This window comes from Streptomyces kanamyceticus (assembly GCF_008704495.1).
Classification (GTDB): domain Bacteria; phylum Actinomycetota; class Actinomycetes; order Streptomycetales; family Streptomycetaceae; genus Streptomyces; species Streptomyces kanamyceticus.
Genome location: NZ_CP023699.1, coordinates 1985958 through 2008531 on the forward strand (window position 1 = coordinate 1985958; position 22574 = coordinate 2008531).

General features: G+C 70.3%; 21 protein-coding genes and 1 pseudogene. 12 read left to right on the forward strand and 10 right to left on the reverse strand.

The features are described 5' to 3' along the window. Positions 1–236 precede the first annotated feature (236 nt). Positions 237–1052, forward strand: a complete 816-nt coding sequence (locus CP970_RS07830; protein WP_055552629.1) for an IclR family transcriptional regulator — start codon at positions 237–239, stop codon at positions 1050–1052. 701 nt (positions 1053–1753) lie between these two features. Here CP970_RS07830 and CP970_RS07840 read toward each other — a convergent pair. Both CP970_RS07840 and CP970_RS07845 read right to left on the reverse strand, forming a co-directional pair. After that, positions 1754–2431 carry an ABC transporter ATP-binding protein gene (locus CP970_RS07840; RefSeq protein WP_150493089.1) on the reverse strand — a complete coding sequence of 226 codons (678 nt, stop codon included), beginning with the start codon at positions 2429–2431 and terminating at the stop codon, positions 1754–1756. Positions 2432–2439: 8 nt separating this feature from the next. Next, positions 2440–3528: an ABC transporter permease gene (locus tag CP970_RS07845; RefSeq protein WP_055557001.1), complete on the reverse strand. Its 1089-nt coding sequence runs from the start codon at positions 3526–3528 to the stop codon at positions 2440–2442. Between the two features lie 192 nt (positions 3529–3720). Between CP970_RS07845 and CP970_RS07850 the strand changes: the two genes are divergently transcribed. Next, entirely contained in the window at positions 3721–4980 is a 1260-nt protein-coding gene (locus tag CP970_RS07850; RefSeq protein ID WP_055549132.1) for a sensor histidine kinase, read from the forward strand. Continuing rightward, on the forward strand, positions 4977–5627 hold the full coding sequence (locus tag CP970_RS07855; protein ID WP_055549134.1) for a response regulator: 651 nt from the start codon (positions 4977–4979) through the stop codon (positions 5625–5627). The genes CP970_RS07850 and CP970_RS07855 overlap by 4 nt, the downstream gene beginning before the upstream one ends. 14 nt (positions 5628–5641) lie before the next feature. Here the strand turns inward: CP970_RS07855 and CP970_RS07860 are convergent, their stop codons facing one another. Beyond that, positions 5642–6181 (reverse strand): universal stress protein, encoded by a 540-nt coding sequence (locus CP970_RS07860; protein WP_055549136.1) that lies wholly within the window; start codon positions 6179–6181, stop codon positions 5642–5644. Positions 6182–6280: 99 nt separating this feature from the next. Between CP970_RS07860 and yczR the strand changes: the two genes are divergently transcribed. Beyond that, positions 6281–7753, forward strand: coding sequence for a MocR-like transcription factor YczR (gene yczR / locus CP970_RS07865; RefSeq protein WP_055549138.1), 1473 nt, complete (start codon positions 6281–6283; stop codon positions 7751–7753). 30 nt (positions 7754–7783) lie between these two features. On the opposite strand, the gene CP970_RS07870 is transcribed toward yczR, so the two are convergent. Next, the gene (locus CP970_RS07870; RefSeq protein WP_055549140.1) at positions 7784–8089 is read right to left on the reverse strand and encodes a DUF5955 family protein; all 306 of its coding nucleotides are present in this window, start codon (positions 8087–8089) and stop codon (positions 7784–7786) included. A 181-nt stretch (positions 8090–8270) separates the two neighbouring features. On the opposite strand from CP970_RS07870, the gene CP970_RS07875 reads away from it, so the two are divergent. From CP970_RS07875 to CP970_RS07890, 5 genes and pseudogenes are all read left to right on the forward strand, one after another. Continuing rightward, positions 8271–8891, forward strand: a complete 621-nt coding sequence (locus tag CP970_RS07875; RefSeq protein WP_055549142.1) for a nucleotidyltransferase family protein — start codon at positions 8271–8273, stop codon at positions 8889–8891. A gap of 228 nt (positions 8892–9119) precedes the next feature. Further along, positions 9120–10739: a malate synthase A gene (gene aceB, locus CP970_RS07880; protein ID WP_055549145.1), complete on the forward strand. Its 1620-nt coding sequence runs from the start codon at positions 9120–9122 to the stop codon at positions 10737–10739. Positions 10740–10812: 73 nt separating this feature from the next. Continuing rightward, positions 10813–12844: pseudogene (locus CP970_RS07885) on the forward strand (polymorphic toxin-type HINT domain-containing protein); the annotation flags it as partial. A 5-nt stretch (positions 12845–12849) separates the two neighbouring features. Continuing rightward, positions 12850–13092 (forward strand): RNase A-like domain-containing protein, encoded by a 243-nt coding sequence (locus tag CP970_RS44085; protein ID WP_157877727.1) that lies wholly within the window; start codon positions 12850–12852, stop codon positions 13090–13092. Beyond that, on the forward strand, positions 13092–13475 hold the full coding sequence (locus tag CP970_RS07890; RefSeq protein ID WP_224059177.1) for a contact-dependent growth inhibition system immunity protein: 384 nt from the start codon (positions 13092–13094) through the stop codon (positions 13473–13475). The genes CP970_RS44085 and CP970_RS07890 overlap by 1 nt, the downstream gene beginning before the upstream one ends. A 161-nt stretch (positions 13476–13636) precedes the next feature. Here the strand turns inward: CP970_RS07890 and CP970_RS07895 are convergent, their stop codons facing one another. The 3 genes from CP970_RS07895 to CP970_RS07905 form a co-directional block, all read right to left on the reverse strand. Further along, positions 13637–14542 carry a HipA family kinase gene (locus tag CP970_RS07895; RefSeq protein ID WP_055549151.1) on the reverse strand — a complete coding sequence of 302 codons (906 nt, stop codon included), beginning with the start codon at positions 14540–14542 and terminating at the stop codon, positions 13637–13639. Positions 14543–15149: 607 nt separating this feature from the next. Next, positions 15150–16073, reverse strand: coding sequence for a hypothetical protein (locus CP970_RS44090; RefSeq protein ID WP_191094883.1), 924 nt, complete (start codon positions 16071–16073; stop codon positions 15150–15152). Positions 16074–16261: 188 nt separating this feature from the next. After that, a complete protein-coding gene (locus tag CP970_RS07905; protein ID WP_206188656.1) occupies positions 16262–17104 on the reverse strand; it encodes a TetR/AcrR family transcriptional regulator in 843 nt (280 codons plus the stop codon). Positions 17105–17180: 76 nt separating this feature from the next. On the opposite strand from CP970_RS07905, the gene CP970_RS07910 reads away from it, so the two are divergent. Then, positions 17181–17651, forward strand: a complete 471-nt coding sequence (locus CP970_RS07910; protein WP_055549159.1) for a hypothetical protein — start codon at positions 17181–17183, stop codon at positions 17649–17651. Positions 17652–17914: 263 nt separating this feature from the next. Here CP970_RS07910 and CP970_RS07915 read toward each other — a convergent pair whose 3' ends face one another. Together CP970_RS07915 and CP970_RS07920 are read right to left on the reverse strand one after the other, a co-directional pair. Next, positions 17915–18580 carry a response regulator gene (locus CP970_RS07915; protein WP_107098970.1) on the reverse strand — a complete coding sequence of 222 codons (666 nt, stop codon included), beginning with the start codon at positions 18578–18580 and terminating at the stop codon, positions 17915–17917. Further along, positions 18565–19572, reverse strand: coding sequence for a sensor histidine kinase (locus CP970_RS07920; RefSeq protein ID WP_169801240.1), 1008 nt, complete (start codon positions 19570–19572; stop codon positions 18565–18567). The genes CP970_RS07915 and CP970_RS07920 overlap by 16 nt, the downstream gene beginning before the upstream one ends. Positions 19573–19722: 150 nt before the next feature. On the opposite strand from CP970_RS07920, the gene CP970_RS07925 reads away from it, so the two are divergent. Together CP970_RS07925 and CP970_RS07930 are read left to right on the forward strand one after the other, a co-directional pair. Beyond that, positions 19723–20451 carry an ABC transporter ATP-binding protein gene (locus CP970_RS07925; protein ID WP_055549165.1) on the forward strand — a complete coding sequence of 243 codons (729 nt, stop codon included), beginning with the start codon at positions 19723–19725 and terminating at the stop codon, positions 20449–20451. Beyond that, positions 20451–21239, forward strand: coding sequence for an ABC transporter permease (locus CP970_RS07930; RefSeq protein WP_055549167.1), 789 nt, complete (start codon positions 20451–20453; stop codon positions 21237–21239). Before CP970_RS07925 ends, CP970_RS07930 begins: the two co-directional genes overlap by 1 nt. Before the next feature lie 46 nt (positions 21240–21285). Here the strand turns inward: CP970_RS07930 and CP970_RS07935 are convergent, their stop codons facing one another. Next, entirely contained in the window at positions 21286–22557 is a 1272-nt protein-coding gene (locus CP970_RS07935) for a COG4705 family protein (RefSeq protein ID WP_055549169.1), read from the reverse strand. Positions 22558–22574: the final 17 nt, after the last annotated feature.

Here is a 22574-nt window from a genome sequence, read left to right on the forward strand (position 1 = left end):
TTTCCTCGCTCCGGCACACTGGACGTTTCCACAACGTGGAATTAGAATTCCGCTTACCAGAACGTAGGTATCCACAACCGGACCGTCGAGGGATCACGGGACATCCCAGCGAAGACGCGGACAAAGACCCCCCTGAGCCCCTCTGACCGGCGGCGACGTCGTGACGCGCAAGAACCCTTGGGAAGAACCGCCCGGTAGGCTGCTCCCTTGCCCGCCAGCACCGAAAGGAACGCGCCGTGCCGACGTCCAGCGCCAGCGACGCATCTGCTGAAGTCGCCGCCTCCAAACCCGCCGCCGCGAGCGGTGGGGTCCAGTCCCTCGAGCGCGCCTTCGACCTCCTTGAGCGGATGGCGGACGCCGGGGGCGAGGTCGGCCTCAGCGAGCTCTCCGCCAGCAGCGGTCTTCCGCTCCCCACGATCCACCGCCTCATGCGTACGCTCGTCGCCTGCGGTTACGTACGTCAGCAGGCCAACCGCCGCTACTCGCTGGGTCCGCGACTGATCCGCCTCGGCGAATCGGCGTCCCGGCTGCTCGGCACGTGGGCCCGCCCCTACCTCGCCCGGCTCGTCGAGGAGACCGGCGAGACGGCGAACATGGCGCTGCTCGACGGCGACGAGATCGTGTACGTCGCGCAGGTGCCGTCCAAGCACTCCATGCGGATGTTCACCGAGGTGGGTCGGCGGGTCCTCCCGCACTCCACCGGCGTGGGCAAGGCCCTCCTCGCCCACACGCCTCCCGAGGAGGTCCGGGCGCTCCTCGCCCGCACGGGGATGCCTGCCGCCACGGAGAAGACCATCACCACGCCGGAAGGGTTCCTCGACGCGCTCGAGGAGGTCCGGCGCACGGGGTACGCGGTCGACGACAACGAACAGGAGATCGGCGTGCGGTGCCTGGCGGTGCCGGTGCCCAACTCGCCCACGGCGGCGGCGATCTCGATCTCCGGCCCGGCCGGGCGCGTCACCGAGTCCGCCACGGACAAGATCGTGCCGGTCCTGCAAGAGGTGGCGGTAGAACTCTCAGCGGCGCTGGCCAGCGCGACGCCGACCGCGTAGCGCCCCTTCTCGGCGCCGATCTCCCCCTGTAGGAACCCCAACCCCGCCGCTCCGCGGCGGATACGTCCCCACCCGCCCACCCGAATCTCCGCGACGGGCCCTTCCTGTAGGAGCCGCCTCGCCTGCTGTGGGGCGGGGCCGCGGCGGTATGTCCGTCCTCGCCGTCCCAGAGCATTGCCACGGCTTGGGCACCTCGGAACGAGGCCCCCAGTGCTCCGGGCGAACATACCGCCACGTCCCCTCAGGCCGGACGGCGACTGCGGGCCGCTGCCGCCCCCGCCCCCGCCTCCCGCTGTGGGCGACCGCGCGCCGGTGGGCTACCGCTGCGGGCGACCGCGCCGATGGGCCGGACCCGGTGGGCAGGGCCGCTCCCGCTGTGGGCAATCGTGCCGCTGGGCGAGTGGGGCCTCCCCTGCTCGAGCGAAGCCGAGAGCTTGGGGAAGGGTGGGCACAGCCCCCGTCGCCGAGGAGCGGGAACGAGGGCACAAGCCACGGCGCGGGCGGGGGGACGGAACCCCCACCGGCCCGCAGCCGCGAACGCTCCCGAGGGGACGTGGGGGTATGTGCGAACGGAGCACAGTGCAGACCGAGGCAAGGAAGCAAGCCCTACTAGCCCCCGCCCCGGGATGGCGAGTACGCACATACCCCCGCGGCCCCGCCCCCAAGACGAACCCAAGGCGACACCAGCCCACCCCACCCGCTCAGGCCCCCGCCAGGCGCCCATCCACCATCTCCACCACCCGATCCGCCACCCCAAGCCGCGCCCGATCATGCGTGACCAGCACCGTCGCCGTCCCCCGCACCCGCGTCAGCTCCGCCAAGAGGTCCATCACCACAGCCCCCCTCTCATGGTCCAACGCACTCGTCGGCTCATCCACCAGCAGCACCGCGGGCTCGTTCATCAACGCCCGCGCGATCCCGACCCGCTGCCGCTGCCCGCCCGACAGCTGGTGCGGTCGCCGAGCCGCCTCCCCCGCGAGCCCGACCGCCGACAGCAACTCCCGCGCCCTCTCCGGCGCCCCCCGCCGCACCCCCGCCACCCGCGCCATGAGCTCCAACTGCTCCACCGCGGTCAACGAGGCCAGCAGGTTCGGCTGCTGGAAGACGATCCCGAGGCGCGTCCGCCGCAGCTCCGCCTTCTCGGACGGGGTCAACGCCCCCGTCTCCACCCCGTCGACCACGACCCGCCCCCGCTCCGGCGTGACCAGCGTCGCGGCCACGGCCAGCAGGCTGGACTTCCCGGACCCGGAAGGACCGACGACGGCGGTCATGGTTCCGGCGGGCACATCGAGCCCCACACCGTCCAGCGCGGTCAGCCGACCGCCCCCGTCCGGGTAGGTCAACGTCACACCGTCGACGACCAGCGAAGACGAACCCATCGCACTACTCACCTCGCACTTCCCAACGCAACCAACGGATCCACGGCGGTGATCCGCCGCACGGACAGACCGGCCCCGAGCACCCCGAGCACCACCATCACCCCGGCGGGCCACAGCACGGTCGACGCCTCCAGGACGAACGGAACGTCGCCCCCGCCGATGAGCCACCCCACCCCCACGGCGATCGCGGTCCCGATCCCCGTACCGGCGACGAGCATCACCACGGCCTGCCCGAGCGCGTCCCGCAGCAGATAGGGCGTTGAGGCCCCGAGCGCCTTCAGGACGGCGATGTCCCCGGCGCGCTGAATGGTCCACACCGTGAAGAACGCCCCTATGACCAGCGCGGAGATGACGAACAGGAACCCCCGCATGAGTTGGAGGGACCCGTTCTCGGCCTGGTAGGACCCGATCGCGCTCAACGCGCCGTCCAGAGACTTGGTCTCGGTCCCCGCCGCCTTGTCACCCGCGGCGAGGTCCACCCCGTTCCCGCCGGTCCGCAGCGCGATCACGGTGGCCTGCTCGTCGACGGACGTACCGCGGTGCCCGATCCCCTGCCAGTCGTCGAGGGTGATCCACACGACGGGCGTATGGCTGTAGGAGGCGTCGGAGGCGATCCGCGCGACGCGTTCGTGCGGGCCGCCGGTGCCCAGGCGGACCCGGTCGCCGACGCCCACGCCCAGATCGTCGGCGGCCTGCTCGGAGAGCACCGCCTCGCCCGGCGCGATGCCGTCGGGCGCGATCCCCGAGTCCGGCTCGACGCCGAAGGCGGAGACCGCACCCGACCGCTCCCCCGCGGTGGCGCTGAGCGTGCTGATCCCGATGGGCTGCGCGGAGGTCACCCCGGGGCGCTCGGCCCACTTCTCCCAGGCGCTCTGTGGTACGAGCGAGTTGGTGAAGGAGACGGACTGGCCGTCGGGGGGCGCGGCGAAGGCCAGCTGGTCGGCGGGCAGCCCGGTGATCGCCGAGGTGTTCTCCTTGGCGAGCCCCGCGGTCAGCCCGGACAGCAGGCCGACGAGCAGGGTGATCAATACGACGACGGCCCCCATGAGGGCGAACCGCCCCTTGGCGAACCGCAGGTCTCTCCATGCGACGAACATGCCCCCACCCTGCGGCCACGCCCACCCTCCGGGCATCGCGCCACAGCACGCTTCACCCGAATCGAAGGAGGGAGCCGTCTTTCAAACTTTCGGTTGACGGCACGACGGGAACCGCCCCGTACGGTAAAGGGGGCACAACCATGCGAGGCCACCCCAAAACGCCCCCGATCCCCCTCCTACGCTGGAAGAACCATGCCGCGCCCCCAAGAGACCCAGACCGGGACCGGGACCGAGACCGGGACTGAGACCGCACCCCCGACCCCCGTGCCCCTCACCCTCCGCCTCTGCCTCCACGCCCTGCTCGCGGGCCTCCTGATCCTGCCCGCGGTAAAGGCACTCACGGGCGAGAACCCCGCCGCGATCGTCGCGGCCGCGCTCCTCGTGGCCGCCGTCTACACGGCAGGCGCCCTGAACCCCAGGGTCCCCCGCGCACGCCGCGCAGCGGTCCTCTGGCTGGTGGCGCTCGGGGCGAGCTGGCTGGTGCTGCTCGCGCTCTCCCCCGACGGGCTCTGGGCGGCGTTCCCGCTCTACTTCCTCCAGCTCCACCTGCTCCCGTTCCGCTGGGCGCTCCCCGCGGTGCTCGGCACGGCCGCCGCGGCGATCGCGAGTTTCCTCGTGCACAGCGCGCAGGTCACTCCGGGCAGCTTCATAGGGCCGCTGCTCGGCGCGGCGGTGGCCGTGGTCACGGTGCTCGGGTACCAGGCGCTGTACCGCGAGAGCGAGCACCGCCGCGAGCTGATCGACGAGCTGGTGGCGACCCGCGCCGAGCTCGCCGCCGCCGAGCGCACGGCGGGCACGCTCGCCGAGCGCGAGCGGCTCGCGCGCGAGATCCACGACACGCTCGCGCAGGGCCTCTCCTCGATCCAGCTCCTGCTGCGGGCGGCGCAGCGCGGACTTCCCGCGGGCTCGCCCGCCGCCCCGCACATCGAGCGGGCGCGCGCCGCGGCGCAGGACAACCTCGCCGAGGCGCGCCGCTTCGTCCGCGCGCTGACGCCGCCGGACCTGGAGCACGGTTCGCTGGCCGGGGCGCTGGAGCGGCTGAGCACGTCGAGCCCCGGCCCGCGGGTCCGCTTCTCCGTGAGCGGCACGCCGACCGAGCTCCCCACGCCGTACGAAGTGGCGCTGCTGCGCATCGCACAGTCCGCGCTCGCGAACACGGTGCGGCACGCGGCGGCGGACCGCGCCGAGATCACGCTGACGTTCATGGACGCGTCCGTCACGCTCGACGTGGTGGACGACGGCCGCGGTTTCGACCCGGTGACGGAGCCGCACACCGACGCACCACGGAACAGCGGCGACGGCGGCGACGGTGGCTTCGGGCTTCCCGCGATGCGGTCGCGCGCGGAGTCGCTGGGCGGCACGTTCACCGTCGAGTCCGGCACGGGCCAGGGCACGGCGGTGGCGATCTCGCTGCCACTGCCCGCCCTCACCCGGGAGGGGGCGGCAGCATGACACCGAACACCGCCCGGACCGTCCGCCTCCTCCTCGCCGACGACCACCCCGTCGTACGCGCCGGTCTGCGCGCCGTGCTCGACGCCGAGCCGGACTTCGAGATCGTCGCGGAGGCGGCGACGGCGGAGGCCGCGGTGGAGCGGGCCGCGGGCGGCGGCGTCGACGTGGTCCTGATGGACCTGCAGTTCGGCGCGGGGATGCACGGCTCGGCGGCGACGGCCGAGATCACCGCGCGCGAGGGGGCGCCGCGGGTGCTCGTGCTCACGACGTACGACACGGACGCGGACATCCTCGCGGCGGTCGAGGCGGGGGCGGCCGGTTATCTCCTCAAGGACGCGCCGCCGGAGGAGCTGGCCGCGGCGGTCCGCACCGCCGCGTCGGGCCGCTCGGCGCTGGCGCCCGCGATCGCGCACCGCCTGATGGACCGGATGCGGGCGCCCGGGGAGGCGCTCAGCCGCCGGGAACTGGAGGTCCTTCGCCTGGTGCGGGACGGTCTGTCGAACCAGCGGATCAGCAAGGAGCTGTTCCTGAGCCAGGCCACGGTGAAGTCCCATCTGGTGCACATCTACGCGAAGCTCGGCGTGGACTCCCGTACGGCGGCGGTCGCGGCGGCGACCTCACGCGGCCTGATCAGGCGGGGCGCCTGACCAGACCCCCGCGTTCACCGCCCCACCAGGGCGAAGTCGTCCGCGGTGACCCGCCGCAGCGCCTTCCGCAGGCCCTTCGGCACGGCCGGTGCGGGCACCGTGAGGACGGCGCAGCCCGCGTGCGCGGTGACGTGGCGGTGGATCCTGCTCGCGCGGCGGCGGCCGGGGCGCGCGCCGAGGACGACGAGGTCGTCCGGGTGCCCCGCGAGCTCGCACAGGGCCCGGCCAGGACGGGCCCTGACGACCCGGCGCTCCACCGTCCCGATCCCGGTCGGCAGGCCGCCGAAGACGCTCTCGAAGGCACGGTCGAGCCGGGCCCGCGCCTGGCCCTGCCAGTGCAGCGCCCAGGCCCGGTCGGGGTGGCGCAGATACATCGCCTCGCCCTCCGGCGGCTCCCAGGCGATGACCGCGACGAGCCGACGGCCGCCGCGCCGCGCCTCCTCGGCACCGGCCCGCAGCGCCGCGAGACTCGCCAGCGAGCCGCTCACCCCGACGATCACGCACCCCTCGGCCTCGCCGACCAGGCGTTCTTCTCCACTCCCCGTCCGTGCCATTGCCGTTCCCTTCCAGGCCAAAAGGCCGACTCAAGGTGCCTGAGAGGAAGTCTGTAGGCTCATTGGCCTGGCAGGCAGGGCCAATACGAGGGAGTTGGCATGGCAGAGGTATCAGCGGTCCACGCCGTGGACAGACGGCTCGGCAGTCGACAGTTCGCCGCGCTGCTGCACGGCACGTCCGGCGAGCACCCGGGCTACCGCGCGCTCGCCCACGGCGTGCGCACCCTCCTGCTCGACGGCCGTGTCCCGCTGCACACCCGGCTGCCCGCCGAGCGGGAGCTGGCCACGGCGCTCGGGGTCAGCCGGGCCACGGTCACGGCGGCGTACGACGTGCTGCGCGAGGGCGGCTACGTACGCAGCCGTCGCGGGGCCGGTACCTGGACCGAGCTGCCCGAGGGGCAGCGACCGGCCAGTGTCGCGGCGTTCCCGGCGGGTGACGGCGTGCTCGATCTCGCGGTGGCCGCGCCCGGCGCCCCGGAGCCCGAGCTCACCGCGGCGCTCGGCGCGGCGGCCACGATGCTGGCCGAGCACGCGCCGACGCCGGGCTACCACCCGTACGGCATACCGGAGTTGAGGGCGGCGGTCGCGGAGCGCTTCACGCGGCGCGGGCTGCCGACGCTGCCCGACCAGATCCTGATCACCACGGGCGCCCAGCACGCGCTGTCGCTGACGCTGGCCCTGCTCGGCAGGCAGGGCGACCGGGTCCTGGTGGAGAACCCGTCGTATCCGAACGCCCTCGACGCGATCCGCGGGGCGGGCCTGCGCGCGGTGCCCGTGCCGGTCTCGGAGGACGGCTGGGACAGCGGTCTCGTCGAGTCGTCGCTGCGGCAGGCGGCGCCCCGCATCGCCTATCTCGTACCGGACTTCCAGAATCCGACCGGTTGTCTGATGCCGCGCGAGCAGCGCGTGCGCATCCTGGAGACGGCCCGCGCCACGGGCACCTGGCTGCTGATCGACGAGACGATCGCGGACATCGCGCTCGACGTGCCGCCGCCCGCGCCGTTCGCCTCGCTCGCGCCGCACGGGGCGGCCGAACAGGTCGTCACCGTCGGGTCGTTGAGCAAGACGCACTGGGGCGGGCTGCGGATCGGCTGGGTGCGGGCGGGGTCGCGGCTGATCACCGAGCTGGCGATGAAGCGGGTGCCGAGCGACATGGCGACGCCCGTCATCGAGCAGCTGGTGGCGCTCCACCTGCTGCGCGGGATGGACGACGTGCTGCGCGAACGGCTGCCGAGGCTGCGGGCGCAGCGGGACGCGCTCACGGCGTCGCTCGCCCGCCATCTGCCCCAGTGGCGCTGGAAGTTGCCGCCCGGCGGGCTCTCGCTCTGGGTGGATCTGGGCCGCCCGGTGGCGTCCGCGCTCGCCGGTGCCGCGCTCGGACACGGCGTACGCATCGAGGGCGGCTCGCGCTTCGGCGCGGATCCGGGCACGCACGAACACCGACTGCGCGTCCCGTTCACGCTCTCGCCCGAGCTGTCGGAGCAGGCGGTACGGCGGCTCGCGGCGGCCCTCGCGGGCGATCTGCGACACCCGCTCAACGAGGAGCGCACGCACCGCAATTGGGTGGCCTGAAAGCGCGCCGCCTACGTCACCCGCGGCACGTCACCGGTCGCCGAACATCTCCACCGCCCCCCGCACCGCGGCGAGCCCCGCGGCCAGTGCGCTGACCGAGCCGATCGCGCCCGCGACGAGCAGCAGCGACCTGCGCATCCTGAGGACTTCCGGGGTGCCGCCGCGGGCCATCTCGGCGAGGGCCGCGAGTTCGTCCTCGGCGATGCCCCGGTCCGTGAACTCGACGGGGTGTGCGGCGAGTTCGCGGCGCAGCCGGGCCACGGCGGCATGCAGCTCCGCCGCCCGTGGGTCCTCGCCGCTGTCCGTCACTCGTCTCTGCCCCATGCTCCGCAACACAGCTCTCCCCCTCGCACGCCTTCGCGCGCGTACTCACGCCCATGCCCGCACTCGTATCTCGTACCGCGATCCGTCCGGCGCTGGTCAGGCGCCGAAGGGTCGCGGGTCAGTAAACGCCACACGGCGGCGGATGCGCCACTTTCCGGCCGCCTTCGCGGCGTGGGCGGTGTATGCAGGAGTCATGACGCGAGAGACGAACGGGCCGGGGTCCGCGACCGGCGAGGTCGTGGGGCTGCTCCTTGCCGCGGGCGGCGGGCGCAGGCTCGGCGGGCGGCCGAAGGCACTCCTCGATCACCGGGGGCGGCCCCTGGTGGAGCACGCGGTGGGGGTGCTGCGGGAGGCGGGCTGCGCGCGGGTGCACGTGGTGCTCGGCGCGGCGGCCGACGCCGTACGCGAGCGGGCCGCGCTGCCCGGGTGTGTCCTTGTCGACAATCCGGACTGGCAGGAGGGCATGGGGTCCTCGCTGCGGGCGGGCCTGGAGTCGCTGCGGGGCACGGGCGGCTCGGCGGCGCTCGTCTCGCTGGTCGACCAGCCGGGGATCGGCGCGGCGGCGACGGCCCGGGTGCGCGCCGCCTACCGCTCGCCCTCGACGCTCGCGGCGGCGGCGTACGACGGGGTGCGGGGCCACCCGGTCCTGTTCGGCTCCGCGCACTGGGCCGGGATCACGGCGAGCGCGGTGGGCGACCGGGGAGCGCGCGCCTACCTGAAGGAGCACGCGGCCGATCTGACGCTGGTCGAGTGCGGGGACGTGGCGCGGGCACACGACATAGACACCGTCGAGGACCTGATCCACTTGGAGTGACCGGGGTGGCACTCAGCGCCATGTTCTGTCGACGGAGAGAATCTCGACGTCAACAAACCATTGAACTTCCACCATGAGGAAACTAGTATCCACTGAACAGAAGGCCCGTTACCTCGGACGGGGCCCACAGCCGTACCTCGGCTCGGGTGGCACCCAGTGTCACCGTGTCTGCCCGGCGGCTCGTCAGGCACCACCGTCCGTGCAGCTCTCTGAAGGAAGTGACAGCTCATGTCCGCACTAGCGCCGTCGCCGCTGGCCATCGTCGACGCAGAGCCCCTGCCCCGGCAGGAGGAGGTGCTCACCGACGCGGCCCTCGCCTTTGTGGCCGAGCTGCACCGGCTGTTCACGCCCCGCCGTGACGAGCTCCTCACCCGCCGCGCCGAGCGCCGTGCGGAGATCGCCCGCACCTCGACCCTCGACTTCCTGCCGGAGACGGCCGCGATCCGCGCGGACGACTCGTGGCGAGTCGCCCCGGCGCCCGCCGCGCTGAACGACCGCCGCGTGGAGATCACGGGCCCGACCGACCGCAAGATGACCATCAACGCCCTGAACTCGGGCGCCAAGGTCTGGCTCGCCGACTTCGAGGACGCCTCCGCGCCCACCTGGGAGAACGTGGTCCTCGGTCAGCTCAACCTCGCCGACGCCTACGAGCGCCGCATCGACTTCGCGGACGAGCGCACCGGCAAGTCGTACGCCCTGAAGGACGCGGGCGAGCTCGCCACCGTCGTGATGCGCCCGCGCGGCTGGCACCTGGACGAGCGCCACCTGCAGCTCGAAGGGCAGCCCGTCCCCGGCGCGCTCGTCGACTTCGGCCTGTACTTCTTCCACAACGCCAAGCGCCTCATCGAGCTCGGCAAGGGCCCGTACTTCTACCTCCCGAAGACGGAGTCGTACCTGGAGGCGCGCCTCTGGAACGACATCTTCGTCTTCGCGCAGGACTACGTCGGCGTCCCCCAGGGCACCGTCCGCGCCACGGTCCTCATCGAGACGATCACGGCCGCGTACGAGATGGAGGAGATCCTCTACGAGCTGCGCGACCACGCCTCCGGCCTGAACGCGGGCCGCTGGGACTACCTCTTCTCCATCGTCAAGAACTTCCGCGACGGCGGCTCGAAATTCGTCCTGCCGGACCGCAACCTGGTGACGATGACCGCCCCGTTCATGCGGGCGTACACCGAACTCCTCGTCCGCACCTGCCACAAGCGCGGCGCGCATGCGATCGGCGGCATGGCCGCGTTCATCCCGTCCCGCAGGGACGCGGAGGTCAACAAGGTCGCCTTCGAGAAGGTCAAGAACGACAAGGACCGCGAGGCGGGCGACGGCTTCGACGGCTCCTGGGTCGCGCACCCGGACCTGGTCCCGATCGCGATGAAGTCCTTCGACGCGGTGCTCGGCGAGAAGCCGAACCAGAAGGACCGCCTGCGCGAGGACGTCAGCGTCGCCCCGGGCGACCTGATCGCCATCGACTCCCTCGACGCGAAGCCCACGTACGACGGCCTGGTCAACGCCGTCCAGGTCGGCATCCGCTACATCGAGGCCTGGCTGCGCGGCCTCGGCGCCGTCGCCATCTTCAACCTCATGGAGGACGCGGCCACCGCCGAGATCTCCCGCTCGCAGATCTGGCAGTGGATCAACGCGGGCGTCGTCTTCGAGAACGGCGAGACGGCGACGGCGGACCTGGCCCGCAAGGTCGCCGCCGAGGAACTCACCGCGATCCGCACCGAGATCGGCGACGAGGCCTTCACGGCGGGCAAGTGGCAGCAGGCCCACGACCTCCTCCTCCAGGTCTCCCTGGACGCGGACTACGCGGACTTCCTGACGCTGCCGGCGTACGAGCAGTTGCGCTGACCTCGCACAACCCGTTCCACACCGAGCCCCCGGCACCGCACAGCGCCGGGGGCTCGGTCGTGTTCGGGGGCCGGTGCGCCCGGAAGGCTCCGCCCCAAAGGGGGCCGACACCAGCTATTCGTTGACGGGCAAGGCGCTCCAGTACCAACTGGCGGGCAAGGGCGGCAAGAAGGTCTGGGCCACCAACACCTACGAGTGGGGCACCCAACGCCTGGCCACCGCCCGCGTCGATCGCGAGGACCAGGCCGGTGTCGATCAGCACGACACCTACCGCTACGACCAGGCGGGCAACGTCCTGTCCGTCTCGGACGCCTCCCGCACGGGCACCGACACGCAGTGCTTCAGTTACGACCACCCGCGGCGGATGACCGAGTCGTGGACTCAGGGCGTCAAGACCTGTGCACCGGCTCCGGCGGCGGGACAGACGGGCGGCCCGGCCCCGTACTGGCACTCCTACACCTACGACAAGGCCGGCAACCGCACGACCGAAACCCTCCACGACACCGCGGGGGACAGCACCAAGGACACCAAGCGCACTTACGACCACCCCAAGCCCGGCGCCCCGCAGCCGCACACGCTGACCTCGGTCACCACCGACAAGCCCGGCGGCACCGCCACCAAGGACTCCTACGGCTACGACGAGACGGGCAACACCAACACCCGCACTCTGCACGGTGACACCCAGCACCTGAGCTGGGACACCGAAGGCCACCTCGCCAAGGTCACCGAACCCGGTGAGGACGGCAAGGACAAGGTCACCGAGTACGTCTACGACACCGAGGGCAACCGTCTACACCCCCCTGGGCGACGGCCACCAGGCCGTCAAGGCGGATGACGGCACGATCACCTTCACCACTGCCGACCACCAGGGCACCGGCCAACTCTCCGTCGCCGCGGCCGACCTGAAGCTGACCCAGCGCCGCACGCTCCCCTTCGGCGGGCCACGCGGTGACACCCCGAAGTCCTGGCCCGGCACCAAGGGTTTCGTCGGCGGTACCGACGACACCAAGTCCACGGGCCTGACCCACCTCGGCGCCCGAGAGTACGACCCGTCAACGGGCCGCTTCCTCTCCGTCGACCCGGTGATGGACCTGACGGACCCTCAACAGATCAACGGCTACACCTACAGCAACAACAACCCCGTCACCTTCAGCGATCCCACCGGGCGCCTCTTCGGCTGCCTCATGTGCGCGATCACCAAGTTCGCCAAGACGGTCATCAAAACCTTCCAGAAGGCGGTCTCGGCGAACCGGGGTGGCTACCGCGGCAGCGGCGGTGCGAGTCGTGGCGGGTACCGCAGTAGCGGGTACAGCGGCGGTGGGCACGCGAGTAGTGCCGTGTTCCGCGGGGGCGGCTCCAAGAGCATGTCCCGGACCTCATACGGGATCGACGGTGGTTTCGGTGTCCTGAACCACGGGATCTTCCGACCGTTGAACGACTTCTTCTCCAGTGGTGGCGCAGCCGAGGCAACGAAGGAATTCGTCCTCCCCGACGTCAACTCGTGGGAGGAATGCGGGCAGCACCCCGGTGTCAGCGTGGCGTGCGGGAACACCTTGCTGGACCTGCCCATGGGTAAATGGCTCAAGCCGTTCAAGGGCATTGTCAAGGACCTCAAGAAGACGGAAGGGGGAGCGGAAGCAGCAGGAAAGGCGAAGAAGAGCGCCCCTTCAGGCTGCAAGTGCTTCCTCGCCGGCACCGGGGTCCTCATGGCCGACGGATCGTCCAAGAACATCGAGGACGTAGAACTCGGCGACAAGGTCCTGGCCACGGACCCGGAAACGGGTGAAACCCGCGAACGCGAAGTCACGGCGACGATCGTCACCGACGACGACAAGCAGTTCACCGAGCTGACGATCGCCACACCCGAGGGCAGCGAGAAGCTGACCGCCACGTACGAGCACCCCTTCTGGTCGGTAGACAAGAAGGACTGGGTCAAGGCCGGAGACCTCAAGCCGGGCATGACCCTGCGCACGGACGAGGGCCGCACGGTCACCGTGACGGCGGCTCGTCAGTACCGGGATCACGCGCGCACGTACAACCTCACCGTCGAGGGTCTGCATACGTACTATGTGCTGGCGGGCGAGACGCCGGTACTCGTTCACAACCCGATTTGGCAGGAGCAGAGAGGGCTACGGGTGGAGACCTTGCCGCCAATCAAGGGCAAATCTCTCAATGGATTTCGGGAAATGGAAGACGTCTGGTGATTAACGGGCCGATGAATGCCGCGGATGGAAGGGTGTACGAGCGTGCCACGCAGGGCATCCTCTCACCTTCGGGGGTGACCACCGTCTTGCAGCGGAATCCTTCGATGCCGAACGGATACCACATCGTCACCTCCTACCCGAGCCCGTGATGGACATGGAAAGACTTCAATATCTCGCACAGGCGTATTTCCATCAAGATTACGATCTGGAGGCAGAGGAGCCCATTCAGATCTTGATGGAGTTCCGAGATGGTGAACCCCCCGAGGTGGTCGAGGAACTGAGGCACGCTATGGAAAGCGTGTTGAGTTCGGGTGCACACGAGGAGGAGCTAGCTGCGCTTTGGCTCGATACGGCTGGAGCCTGCTATGACCCGCGCCAAGACGGGATACAGATGTCCGTCTGGTTCCGTCAGATGATCGACGCACTTTCTGTAGCACAGGCAAAGCGAGAGGCCCCTCCGAAGGTTCCGGAGGGGCCTCTCGACTGTCTGACGGCAGCAGTTGATGGCAACGTCAGCGGACCTTGTTCTTGAGCGGGTAAAGAAGGACTGATCTCCGCGTGTCCGGCAAGCCACGGGTGGCGGCTACACCGACGGACTCTCATCGAGCGTGGAGCGGCGCCCACGCTCTACGGCGCCGCGTCCGCGCCATGCCCGACGCCGCCCCAGGGAGAGCAGCCGGCGAGGCCTCGTAGTCATCCGACGTGTCCCGACCAATCCCGCTCCGCTGACGGCTTGCCGTGCAGGTCCGGCACACGCTTCAGCCAGGCCGGGCGGCCCTCCTCCGTCGCCGCCGCACGCTTCGCGTCCGCCGCCGCCAGTTCCTCCCTGCTGGGGAAGCCCGTCGGCAGCCACGTCGCCGACGAGCGGGCGCGGGACAGGAGGTGGGTGACGTAGGCGTCGCGGACCTCGTCCGGGGACGAGAAACCCGGCTCATCCGCCAGCCACGCCTCCGGCACGAGGCCGACGATCTCGCGGAGCGCGGCCTCCGTGACGAGCGGGGCCAGCCCCGCGTCGGCGGCAGCCGTGTCGGGGGCGTAACCGCCGAGGGCGTGGTGGCGGAAGTCGTACGCCTTGTCGGGCGGCGACGCTCCCCAGCGGTGGTGGAAGACCAGGGCCGCGCCGTGGTCGATCAGCCAGAGGCGAGGGGGCTGAAGGCCTGACGTGGGCCAGATCATCAGGTTCGAACTGTGCACCGTGCGGTCGACGTTCGCGGTGAGGGCGTCGAGCCACACCACCTTGCCCGCCTCCAGCGGGTCCACGTCCAGCGCTTCGGGGGTGAAGTCCGCCGCGCCCGGCAGGAGGTCCATGCCCAGGTTGAGACCGGCGCTGGCCCGCAGCAGGTCCTGGACCTCCTGGTGGGGTTCGTCCGCGGCGACCGCGGGGTCGAAGTCGACGAGGACCAGTTCGGGGAAGCGCAGACCGAGACGGCGTGCGAGTTCGCCGACGATGATCTCGGCGACCAGCGCCTTGCGGCCCTGCGCGGACCCGGTGAACTTCACGACGTACGTGCCCAGGTCATCGGCCTCGACGACGCCGGGCACGGAGCCCCCAGCCCGCAACGGCTCGATGTAGCGGGTCGCAGTGACCTCTCTCAGCATTTTCCCAGGACACCCATCTCTTCAACCATGCGATCCACGACTCCCGTCGGCCGGGCGCCAGAGCGGGAATCGCCCGGCAACGGCCCTGGGGAGAATCTGGGGAGTTCCGACTGGCATGCGGTTCTCCCTGCTTCCCGAACAGCCCGCCGCACCAAGGTCACGACGGACTCTCCGGACTCCAGCATGCATGAACGAGGCACAGGTGTGCCGCAACACATGGAAGCCGTCCTTCGGGACCACCGCCCACCGATGATGAGGATCTGTGAAAACGGCTGTGACGGATACTTCGTGACGATCACGGTGCCGTCCTGCACAGGGGCGGCGACCGCGTAGGGTCGGCGGCATGGCTGACAGGTTCGACGTAGCTGAGGCGCTGGCTGGTGGATTCCCGGCCCGTGCGGATGCATGGGCATTCGTCCGAGGCTTCGCTGTTGCCTGGTCCACCCCGGTGTCGCCGGCTGATGGGTTCACATCGGCTGAGGTGCAGCGAGCCGAGGACCGACTCGGCATACGCCTCCCAGTCGCTCTCAGGGAGGCGTATGCGTTGTTCGGTCGACGGCGTGACCTGGTCGCCCAGCAGAATCCGTTGCTGGGGCCGGACGAGCTGCTACTCGACCCTTCCGGTGAACTGCTGGTATTCCGCAGCGAGAACCAAGGCTGCGCCGGGTGGGGCGTGGCCCTGGCTGACCTTTCCCGTGAGGACCCGCCGGTCGTCCTGTTCGCTGATCGCCTCCCTGGTTCCGGCCGACTCCACTTCCTCGACCGCCTGTCGCTGGCCTGTGTGGAAACCGTCCTGAGCGAAGCCGCCATGGCCAATTGGACCGAGGGCCGCACCTGTCAGGCAACGCACGAGGTGGTTGCCTGTCTGGAAGAGCAGTTCGCTCCGGTTGCCTTGCCGCCGTATCCAGCGTGGTTCGAGCCGATGGGGCAACCCGTTCGCTGGTTCTCTTCCTCTGGCCTGCTGCTTTGCCTGGAGCCCGGCTTGGAAGGAATGGATCTGGTCGTGACCGGCAGGACAACGGCTGATGTTCAACGTGCAGTTGAAGCCATCCCCGGCACCTGGCCGCTCGCGATGCCGGTGGTAACCGTTGGTAGCGCCGCTGCGGAAGCGGTGTTGTAGGTAGGGCTTGAAGCGGTTGATGTGGCCATTCGGGCGGCGTTCGCGGGCAGAGGCGCGGATCTGGTCGAGGTCCGTGGTCAAGTAGTGGCGCACTGTCTTGCGGTCCCGGCCCAGGCGGCGGGCGATCGCGCTGATGGTCCAGTCGCGTTCGCGAAGCTGATGGATGTCGGTGTGCCATTGGCGGACGCGGGCCAGGAGCTGGCCGTCGGGTGGGTCGGCCGGCTCCGGCGGTTCGATCAGGGCTGCCAGGACCACGGGATCCGGCGGCTCTGCGGGTTCGTCCAGATCACCGGTCTCGGCGTCTTTTCGCAGGCGGGCGCGGTGCTGGTGGGCGGTGCGTTCGACCGCGCGGGCGAGCGAGCGCAGCAAATGCCAGCGATCTGCTGCCTCGATCGAGCATCCCGAGATCAAGGTGATCTGCCGGGACCGGCGAGCCGGCCGGCGACTGTGTCGTCCTCCCCACCAGCCTGGGGGTGTCCCGATGTCATTTGCGGCGGCGTGTCAGCGGCCCGTTGAAATTCCCCTTGTACGGCCAGAGCGAATGTCACACGGGGTGACTCATCTTGGTCACCTGTCTGGCTGCGGGGAGAGCGGTGGGGTCAGGACTCCAGCACCCGTGCCACCTGCGCAAGGCGCCCTTCGGACCACTCCACTTGCGGGTCAGGTTCGAGGAACGCCAGGGCGGCGGCGGTGATCCCCAGAGCCGGCTGCGACCATTCGGCCGCGTAGGTGGCGCCGAAAGCCCCCTGCCTGACAGTGCGCTCGGCAAGGTCTGGGCGGGACAGCGCAGTAAGTACGAAGCCGCGCATGGTCGCGCTCAGAGAGGTGGCCAACTCCCCGAAGTCGGTATGGAGGTCGGGGCGGAGGCGCAGGCCGAGCAGGGCGGTCAGCCGTTCGTACGAGTGCGCGATCTGGTCGTTGAGTCCGCGTTCGGCGGATTCGAGTGCGGCCTGGACCTCGGTGCGCAACGTACCGTCGGCCAAGCCGAGGAACGTTGCGTGCAGGGCGATGTAGGTATGCCACTGCGTTGAGGCGTACATCGCCTCGAAGTCCCGCAATGCCCCCTGGCGCAGCAGTTCGACGCAGAGGTCGTGGCGGCCCCGGGCGGTGGCGAACTGATCGATGCGTTCGCGGGCCAGTCTCATGACCGCGTCCTCGCTCGGCCGACCGTCGGCATCGGCCGAAGCGGGTGCCTGCTTGGCGAGTTCCATGAGCAGGTCGCTGAAGAACAAGTCTTTGTAGGGCCAGCGGCGGTAGACGGCACTGCGAGCGACCCCCGCGTCCCGGATGACGTCCTCGAAGCTGATGTGCTCCAGGCTCACGGTCAATCCCGTGCGCTCGATCATCGCCAACGCGGCGTCGAGCATGCGCTGTCCGGTCTCCGCGTCGGTGAGCCGACGTCGGCGCCGGGCCAATCCTGTGGGCGGTTGCTCGTTCGTCATTCTGCCCCTATCGTCTCGATGGAACTTGAGACATCATATCTCAAGTTCCATCATGCCATCCAGCACGGAGGATCCGATGTCTGAACAGCTCCCGCCCGAGTCCGTCCGCAAGGCAGCCACCGCGTTGTACGGAGCGGCCGTTCTGGCCATGACCGCTGCGGTGGTCATCGTCATCGACCAAGCCGCGGGCAACGACCTCGCACAGCAACTCCACCAGGCGTACCCGCGGCGCAGCACCAATGAGACCGGGATGGCCGAATCGAGCATTCTCACCTATCTGTTCACGCTCGCAGCGATCGGCGCTGCCCTGTTCGTGTGGATGGCGAGGGCAAGCCGGCGAGGCCGACGATGGGTGCGTGGCGCGGGTACTGCCGTCGTCGCGCTCGGCAGCGTTGCGGCTGTCTACAACTTCAGCCAGCCGCACCCGCTCCTGATGACGGCGGTCGGCGTACTGCCGTGCGTGAGCGCACTGACGGCCACTGCGCTGCTGTGGAAGCGGGAGTCGTCGCTCTACTTCAAAAGCACCCCCAGGACGACGACCGCCTGAGTACAGACATGGCCACCTCAACTTCATCAACACTGAGTACTCACTGGTGGCCAGCTATCTCCCCGCGAACTGGCCACCAGCGGGGAACTCCAACTGGCCGCTGCCGGCGGCGGAAGGTGAGCCACAGTCCCCCCCCAGCGTGGGGTGCCCCCTCGTCGACTACATCTCCCCGACCGGCGGGGGCTACTACTTCGCCCTGCCCGGCGTACGCGACGAAAAGGACTGGTTCGGCCGCGGGCTGCTCGCAACGTAAGTCGGCCGCTTCAGCCGGTGAGGCCGCTGCGGTAGGCGTGGATGACGAGTTGGACGCGGTCGCGGGCGTCAAGCTTGGTCAGCAGCCAGGCGATGTGGGTCTTCACCGTTCCCGCGCCGATGTACAGCCGTTCGGCGATCTCGGCGTTGGTGAATCCCTCGGCGACGAGCAGCAGCACTTCGCGTTCACGCGTGGTGACGGCCTCGGGCAGCCGCGGCGGTTCCTTGAAGTGCCGTGGTGCGGGCCTGTCGACGTATGCCGCAATGAGCCGTTTGGTGATGCGGGGCGCGAGCAGTGCCTCGCCCTGGGCGACGGTGCGGACGGCGGACAGCAGGTCGAGGGCCGGTGCGTCCTTGAGGAGGAAGCCGCTGGCCCCGGCGCGCAGTGCGCCGAAGACGTACTCGTCGAGGTCGAAGGTGGTGAGCATCAGGACACGGGCGTGCCCGGCGGTGGTGATGCGTCGGGTGGCTTCGATGCCGTCCATCTCGGGCATCCGTACGTCCATCAGGACGACGTCGGGCCGGTGTTCGGCGGCGGCCGCGACGGCGTCCCGGCCCGTCGCGACGCTCCCGATCGACGTGAGGTCCGTGGCGGTGTCCACGATTCCGGCCAGGCCGACGCGGATCAGCTGCTGGTCGTCGGCGACCAGGACCCGGATGGTCACGACCGCTCCCATACGTCGACGGTGGCCTGTGGCCGGTCGAGGGGGATGCCGGCTCGTACCCGGAAGCCGCCGGTCGCAGCCGGCCCGGCTTGCAAGGTGCCGCCGTAGAGGGCGACGCGCTCACGCATCCCGGTCAGCCCTCGGCCGACACGCGCGGGGACCGGTCGGATGCTGCCGTCATCGACCACCGTGAGGCTCAACTCGCCGGGTCCGTAGGTGACGGTGACCTTCACGGTGCTCGCGTCGGCGTGCTTGACCACGTTGGTCAGCGCCTCCTGGACGATCCGGTAGGCAGCTGTCTCAAGGCCCGGTGGCAGGGGCCTGGCGTGCCCCGCGACGTCGAGGTCGATCCGCAGGCCGGGGCGCCGGGTCTGTTCGGTGAGCCGGTTCAGGTCAGCGAGGGTGGGGGCGGGGGGCAAGCCCGTGTCGTCGGCGTCGTGGGGGTCCTCGTGCAGGACGCCGAGCATGCGGCGCAGTTCGACGAGGGTCTCCCGGCCGGTGGTCTCGATCGCCTCCAGCGCGCTCCCCGCGTCCTGGGGACGGTCGTCGAGCACCAGGCGGCCGAAGCCCGCCTGGACGGAGATCACGCTCATCGAGTGGGCGATGCCGTCGTGCAATTCGCGGGCGATCCGCAGTCGTTCCGCCGCCGCCTCCCGATCGGCGCGGTCGCGTTCCTGGCGCAGCAGCGCGTGCAGATACCGGCGCCGCTGGCCGACCGCGAAGCCCACCGCCCAGGCGACGGCGAAGAGCAGCGCGAAGGGCACCACGGCCCCGGCGTGTTCGAACCTGGGCAGGCCGGTGGACACCGCCGTCGCCAGGGCCGCGGCCAGGGCGATTCCCGCCGTGCGGGCCGGGCGCAGGGACGTGACGCAAAAGAGCGCGAAGGCGAGCGGCAGCCCGCCCCAGAAGAGCGCCTGCCGGTGCCACGGTGCCAGGCCGCACACCGCCAACGACACAACGACCAGGGCCTCCGGCCAATAGCGCCGCACTGGCTCCGGGGACACGCGCGTCGTCCGTTCCACGACCTGAGCCTATGCGTCTTGCCGCCGGTCCCACATCGTCCGCGGGCCCTATGCCGTACGGCAGACCCCGGCCGCCAAGGACCTGCCCACGGGCAGACGAAGCACCGGGCCCGGCCCGGCATCGTCGGGGACGTGATTCGATGCGAACATCTCACCAAACGCTTCGGCCGCAAGGCCGCCGTCGACGACCTCAGCTTCGAGGTCAAGCCCGCCCGCGTGACCGGCTTCCTCGGTCCCAACGGCGCGGGGAAGTCGACCACGATCCGGGCCGTCCTCGGCCTGGACACCCCGGACGCCGGACGCGCCCTGGTGGACGGCGTTCCCTACCGCCAGACCGAACAGCCGCTGCGCCGAGTCGGCGCTCTCCTTGACGCCGGGGCCGTCCACCAGGGCCGTACGGCATGGGCACATCTGGCCGCGCTCGCCGCCACCTGCCACATCCGGCGCGGCCGGATCGAGGAGGTGCTCGCCCTCACCGGCCTCGCCGACGTCGCCCACCGCAGGATCGGCACCTACTCGCTCGGCATGAAGCAGCGCCTGGGCATAGCCGCCGCCCTGCTCGGCGACCCGCCCGTGCTCATCTTCGACGAACCCGCCAACGGCCTGGACCCGGAGGGCATCAGATGGATCCGTGACCTCATGCGGTCACTGGCCGGCGAAGGACGCACCGTCCTGGCCTCCAGCCACCTGATGAGCGAGATGGCCCTCACGGCCGACCACCTTCTCGTCATCGGGCGAGGACGTCTGCTCGCCGACGTCCCGATCACCGACTTCGTTCCCGCCGGCGCCTCACTGGAAGACGCCTACCTCGACCTCTCCGCATCTGCCGTGGAATACCGGACCGAAGGGACGGACCACTGATGCCCACCGCGCTGACAGGTGCCATGGCCGGCGAGGTCATCAAGCTGCGTTCCCTCCGCTCGACCTGGATCACCGCCCTGGTCGCCGTGGCATTCGGCCTGACGCTGAGCGTCATGGACGTCGCGCACACCGCCGACGCCTGGCCCCGCATGACAACAGCCGAGCGGGCCCAGTTCGACCCGGTCGGTGACGCGCTCTCCGGTTTCTCCTTCGCCGTCCTCGCCTTCGGCGTCCTCGGCGTACTGGGCGTCAGCAGCGAGTACACCACCGGGCTGATCCGCTCGACGCTGACCGCGACACCCCGGCGCCTGCTCGCCTACACCGCCAAGACCCTCATCATCGGCGGATTCGCCCTGCTCCTGGGCGAACTCACCGCGTTCACCAGCTACTTCATCGGCCAAGCCGTCCTGGCCAGGCAGCACCTCGACGTCGGCCTGGGCACTCCCGGTGTGCTGCGCGCCGTGTCCTGCGCCGGGCTCTACCTGTTCGTCGTCACCGTCGTGGGCTACGGCCTCGGGGCCGTCATCCGGCACACCGCCGGAGCCATCGCCGCGCTCTTCGCCCTGGTCTACCTCAGCTACGGCGCGGCCAAGGCCGTCGAAGGCTGGACCTACCTGCCCAGCAAGCTCGTGCTGAGCAACGCCGCGGACACCCTCGGCCAGCTCCACCCGCACCCCCTCCATCCGGAACGGACCCCCTCTCTGGCCTTCGCCCTCGCCGACCTCGCCCTCTACCTCGCCCTCGCGCTCGTCTGCGGGGCCTGGCGCTTCACACGCGACGCCTCCTAGATGCCCCACCGATCCGAGCAGATGTTCCCGGGCGCTGTGCGCTCCGTCAGCCCATGTCCGTCAGAAGGGCGTTCAGTTCCGTCTCCTGCCGCGCAGGCGACATCGGCGGGTTCGAGTGATCGATGCCGAAGGTCTTGAGCACCTTGTCCATCTGAGCGTCGATGGAGGTCCAGCCGGTGTTGTCCAGCGGCTGCAATGACGCCTGGTCGGCGTCCCACAGGTCACGCAGCGACTGGGCGGCCGCGTGCGCGCCCTTCGCGTTGCCCGAGTGTGCGTCCTTGAGCGAGGTCGAGGCGAGGGTCCGCAGCGCGGAGACCTTGGCAGGCGGGAACTTCTTCACCGCCGCACCCGGAGCCATCTGGACGGCGGAGGTGTTGTCCTCCTCCGGCGCCGGGCCGGTGTGCGGCTGGCCGTGGGCCCAGACCAGCAGGCCCGTGGTCGCGACGGCGAGCAGTCCGAAGCCGACCAGCGCGACGCGCTCCTTGCGCGGGTCGCCGCCTGCGTGTTCGGCGTGGGCCGCCTCGTAGGTCTCGGTCACGTCCGAGCGCGTCACCGTCAGATAGATCACCGTCGCCAGGATGAGGCCGAGGAAGACCAGGCTGGTGGTGAAGGTGCCCAGGGCGAGACCGGTCGGCTCGCCCGGCTGAGCGACCTTCGGGGACGCGAGCCAGTCGCCGATGTTGGCGCCCAGCGGGCGGGTCAGGATGTAGGCGAGCCAGAAGGACAGCACCGGGTTCGCGCCGAACTTCCACAACAGCGTGATCGCCGCGATGAGGCTGAGCGGCAGCAGTACCGAGGCGCCGGGGCTCCAGCCGGTGAGTTCGAGGGTCCAGTCGCCGGTCGCGGTGCCGAGTGCGAAGGTGACGAGAACCGCGAGCCAGTAGAACGACTCACGTGGCAGCGTCGTGACCGAGTGGATCGAGAGGGTGCGCTCGCGCAGCCACCACACGCCGAAGACCACGGCGAGCAGGACCGAGAACACGGCGGAGCTGATCCACAGCGGCACGTTGAGCTGGTCGGTGAGGATGTCGGTGTACAGCGTGCCCGTGACACTGACAACGACCACGGTCAGCCAGTAGGGGAACGGGACGTACCGCTTCAGCCGCAACTGGACGACCAGGACCACCACGAACACCGCGGTGAAGATCCAGGCCGTGTTCACCAGGCCGACGCCCAGCTTCATGTTGATCCAGTCGGCGAAGCTCTCACCCACGGTGGTGCACAGGATCTTGATCACCCAGAACCAGATGGTGACCTCGGGGACCTTGTTGAGCATGAGGCGCCCGCTGCGGGTGCGTGCTTCCGTTGTCGATGTCATGCAGGTAGGTCTACGGG

Excerpts from the sequence above, each read along its gene's own strand:
- CP970_RS07840 (WP_150493089.1), bottom strand. The coding sequence starts at position 2,431 with ATGGGTTCGTCTTCGCTGGTCGTCGACGGTGTGACGTTGACCTACCCG.
- CP970_RS07845 (WP_055557001.1), bottom strand. The coding sequence starts at position 3,528 with ATGTTCGTCGCATGGAGAGACCTGCGGTTCGCCAAGGGGCGGTTCGCC.
- CP970_RS07850 (WP_055549132.1), top strand. The coding sequence starts at position 3,721 with ATGCCGCGCCCCCAAGAGACCCAGACCGGGACCGGGACCGAGACCGGG.
- CP970_RS07855 (WP_055549134.1), top strand. The coding sequence starts at position 4,977 with ATGACACCGAACACCGCCCGGACCGTCCGCCTCCTCCTCGCCGACGAC.
- CP970_RS07860 (WP_055549136.1), bottom strand. The coding sequence starts at position 6,181 with ATGGCACGGACGGGGAGTGGAGAAGAACGCCTGGTCGGCGAGGCCGAG.
- yczR (WP_055549138.1), top strand. The coding sequence starts at position 6,281 with ATGGCAGAGGTATCAGCGGTCCACGCCGTGGACAGACGGCTCGGCAGT.
- CP970_RS07875 (WP_055549142.1), top strand. The coding sequence starts at position 8,271 with ATGACGCGAGAGACGAACGGGCCGGGGTCCGCGACCGGCGAGGTCGTG.
- aceB (WP_055549145.1), top strand. The coding sequence starts at position 9,120 with ATGTCCGCACTAGCGCCGTCGCCGCTGGCCATCGTCGACGCAGAGCCC.
- CP970_RS07890 (WP_224059177.1), top strand. The coding sequence starts at position 13,092 with ATGGACATGGAAAGACTTCAATATCTCGCACAGGCGTATTTCCATCAA.
- CP970_RS07895 (WP_055549151.1), bottom strand. The coding sequence starts at position 14,542 with ATGCTGAGAGAGGTCACTGCGACCCGCTACATCGAGCCGTTGCGGGCT.
- CP970_RS07905 (WP_206188656.1), bottom strand. The coding sequence starts at position 17,104 with ATGACGAACGAGCAACCGCCCACAGGATTGGCCCGGCGCCGACGTCGG.
- CP970_RS07910 (WP_055549159.1), top strand. The coding sequence starts at position 17,181 with ATGTCTGAACAGCTCCCGCCCGAGTCCGTCCGCAAGGCAGCCACCGCG.
- CP970_RS07915 (WP_107098970.1), bottom strand. The coding sequence starts at position 18,580 with ATGGGAGCGGTCGTGACCATCCGGGTCCTGGTCGCCGACGACCAGCAG.
- CP970_RS07930 (WP_055549167.1), top strand. The coding sequence starts at position 20,451 with ATGCCCACCGCGCTGACAGGTGCCATGGCCGGCGAGGTCATCAAGCTG.
- CP970_RS07935 (WP_055549169.1), bottom strand. The coding sequence starts at position 22,557 with ATGACATCGACAACGGAAGCACGCACCCGCAGCGGGCGCCTCATGCTC.